The 2862-nt window shown below is 50.5% G+C and carries 4 protein-coding genes; all 4 read right to left on the bottom strand.

What is annotated here, in order from left to right; genetic code table 11:
* Window positions 1-172: 172 nt before the first annotated feature.
* The 4 genes from DWX59_RS30370 to mobV all read right to left on the bottom strand — a co-directional run bounded on the left by DWX59_RS30370 (window position 173) and on the right by mobV (window position 2646).
* Complete coding sequence (locus DWX59_RS30370; RefSeq protein ID WP_459208983.1) at window positions 173-247, bottom strand: IS1/IS1595 family N-terminal zinc-binding domain-containing protein; 75 nt, start codon at window positions 245-247, stop codon at window positions 173-175.
* Entirely contained in the window at window positions 231-938 is a 708-nt protein-coding gene (locus DWX59_RS28335) for a Rep family protein (RefSeq protein WP_117563478.1), read from the bottom strand. Before DWX59_RS28335 ends, DWX59_RS30370 begins: the two co-directional genes overlap by 17 nt.
* 440 nt (window positions 939-1378) lie before the next feature.
* On the bottom strand, window positions 1379-1789 hold the full coding sequence (locus tag DWX59_RS28340; protein ID WP_117563479.1) for an SH3 domain-containing protein: 411 nt from the start codon (window positions 1787-1789) through the stop codon (window positions 1379-1381).
* Window positions 1786-2646 (bottom strand): MobV family relaxase, encoded by an 861-nt coding sequence (gene mobV / locus DWX59_RS28345; protein ID WP_117563480.1) that lies wholly within the window; start codon window positions 2644-2646, stop codon window positions 1786-1788. The genes DWX59_RS28340 and mobV overlap by 4 nt, the downstream gene beginning before the upstream one ends.
* Window positions 2647-2862 lie beyond the last annotated feature (216 nt).

Genomic DNA, 2862 nt, shown 5'->3' on the forward strand with positions numbered 1-2862 from the left:
GTAATTGCCCCTTGTCATTCTCTCGAAGTGACCGCTGTAACAACGCATGACCTCAATGTAGTTCATGTCCTCGTATGTATCGACCACGAACTCATAGAAGTCCATGTAGTTGGTGAAGCCATGCTCTCTGATAGACTATTTTGTGGTCGTAGTAGCCACAAAATAGTGCTCCTCAAACGAACCTCTTTCCGCAGTCCTTACACGCCCAACGCTGTGTATTTGCAAGGGTTTTACCACTTTTTACGATGTCTACAGACCCACACGCAGGGCAACAATCTGGCGTGGGGTTCGGGGGGTTTTCGTGGGAGTTTTGCTTGTGACGGACGAAGCCCACGCTGTCCCTGCTCCCAGCGTTGGAAATTGCCCCTTGTCATTCTCTCGAAGTGAGCGCTGTAACAACGCATGACCTCAATGTAGTTCATGTCCTCGTATGTATCGACCACGAACTCATAGAAGACCATGTAGTTGGTGAAGCCATGCTCTCTGATAGCTTGTCCAATCTCCAAGAACATTTCGTTCTTCTCGGCTGTGCCAAGCTGCTCATACGCACCAATGTCGAAGTTGTTGCCCGTGATACGCTCGGACGGGTCGTACTGCTCTTTACCTTTCTTTCGGCAATCCTCGGTGTCGTGAATGAGGTAATCATAGACATTACGGATACCAACGACCGCTTCACACTTATTGATTGCTTTCTTGCCTTCCGCAGAAAGCAAATCCATGACATTCAAAGCGTGCTTGTAGGTTGTGGTGTTCGGGAACGCCACAATCAGATGCACATGGTCTTTGCGGTGTTCACTCTTGCTGTCCTTGTCTTGGAAGTGCTGACAGTACGCATAGGGGTACTGCAAAGTATCGCCTATGACCTCTTTCCAGTCCTCCCTCATGTTTTCTGGGTAGAGAACGCCCGTCCAAAATCTTGCCTTATCAATTTTTGCCATAAAAAAACCTCCGCTTTTCTTCGGAGGGTACAATCTCGTTACCTTGACTATAAGCCCAATTACGGCTATAATTATCCTACGGGGAGTATGTGAGCTTGACCCTCATGAATTCGTGGTCTGGTATTGGCGTACCAACCACTAGAGCCATTATACGAGAATCCGCCCGCCTTGTCAATTTGACACTTGGCAGGGCGGGATTTTTTATTTGCTCCGCAGGCTCCTACGCGGAGGGCGACCTCTGGAACAGAATGGCGTCTCCCTCGGAGTACGTACCACGCTATCCAGAAGTCAAGGGACGGGGAGGATTTTCTGACGAAAATCTCCACCCTTATGCCCTTGACTTCTGGATTTTTTGGGCTATTCCGTCTACGCCGACGGAACAAGAAACTTGCGTTTCCCGTCCCGTCGTCTCCGCCAGTATACCCCAAAAACCGCTTTCTTTAGCGTTCCAAATCCCTTGATTTGGGCTTCTGCTTCTGCGGTGGCTGCTGCCGATCACGCTTTGGCTGCGTGATAGCAGCATAGACCTCTGGCAGCTTCTCACGGATAATCTGAACCAGACGGTGAACCGTGGCTTCAAGGTCTGCGACCTTGCTACGGAGACTGCTGTTCTCCGTCTTCAAGGTCTGATTTTCCTTGCGAAGCTGAACTATCTCCATCTGGGCTTTCATGCTCGGTCTGTCCTGCTCCACCTCTCGGATTTTCGCTTGAAGCTGACGGTTTGCGTCCTCATAGGCTGTTTTTACTTTCGCTTCGGCGGCGGTGGCTCGCAGATCCGCTCGCTCTGCCCTGGCTAAAGCCTGGTCTCGCTCTGCGGTCATGCTCTCCACGGCGACCGCCGTGCGTTTCACAGCTCAAACTCCTTATGTGTCACACCCTTTAGACCGCCCAATAGAGTTTTTTCGCCCTTAATGGCTTCAACCTCTGCGGCGGTCAAAACCTCTTTCTCGGTCTGTAAGGCTTCTATTTCGCCCCGTAAGGCGTTTTTTTGCTCCACAAGAGGTTTTATACTCTCCTGCTCCTGCAAAGCCCTCTGACGGGCTTGTAGGGCTTCCTGCTGTGCCTTTAGCACTTCCTCATGGGCGGTCTGCTTCTTCAGTTCAGCAATCTCCTTATTGCCGTCCTTGGTGGCTTCATTGACCACCTCAAAGTGCCAATCTCGGAAGCTGTCGAGGTAGCGTTCCAAGTCCGTGTGAAAGGTCTTAAGGTCATTCTTTGTGATGACCTCTTTAGCTGAAACCTTTTCGCCCCCTCGCTTCTTGTCCTCTGTAACCGGCACGAAAGCAAAGTGCATATGCGGCGTTTTTTCGTCCTTATGGACATACGCCGATATGACATTCTGCTCTCCGTAGCGGTCGCAGAGAAAGCGATAGGAACGCTCAAAAAACAGCCTTTCGACCTGCTCTTTGTCTGGGCTTACATGAAGACTTTGGTTGTGGTGGCGGTACTCTGGCAGAGAAACCACCCATGAACACATGACATTCACATCGTCCCTCTTGAGGGTACGGGCTTCTGTCGTTCTCTGTCGAATAAAGTCGATTTGCTCAACTCCACGCCGTGGAGCTAAATTGTAGTTCAAGTGGGTTTTTTGTGGGTCTATATCTTGATTGCCGAACTTCACATATTCACCCTTTTCGTCCTTCCGTCTTTCATAATGCGCCGCCAAGTGACCGCAGGCGGCTCTTGTATATTTCTGTGCGTTTGCCATAGTGAAACACCTCTCTTTTTATCGCTGAAAATCAATCCAAATATTTTTGGTGTAGCAAGTTATACCAAAATGCTTACGCTTTTGGAAACTTGCTCTGCGAGGCGGTTGCTTGACCTCATTCTACGCTACGCTCCGAACAAGGTCAAGAGGGGCTTTGCCCCTGCTGTCTGCGGACAGCTCCCCACTCTCCGAGGGGCAAGGGGGCAAGCCCCCTGC

The sequence above is a fragment of the Enterocloster aldenensis genome, from assembly GCF_003434055.1.
GTDB classification, from domain to species: domain Bacteria; phylum Bacillota; class Clostridia; order Lachnospirales; family Lachnospiraceae; genus Enterocloster; species Enterocloster aldenensis.

Coding starts and splice junctions, on each gene's coding strand:
- DWX59_RS28335 (WP_117563478.1), bottom strand. CDS start 938: ATGGCAAAAATTGATAAGGCAAGATTTTGGACGGGCGTTCTCTACCCA.
- mobV (WP_117563480.1), bottom strand. CDS start 2,646: ATGGCAAACGCACAGAAATATACAAGAGCCGCCTGCGGTCACTTGGCG.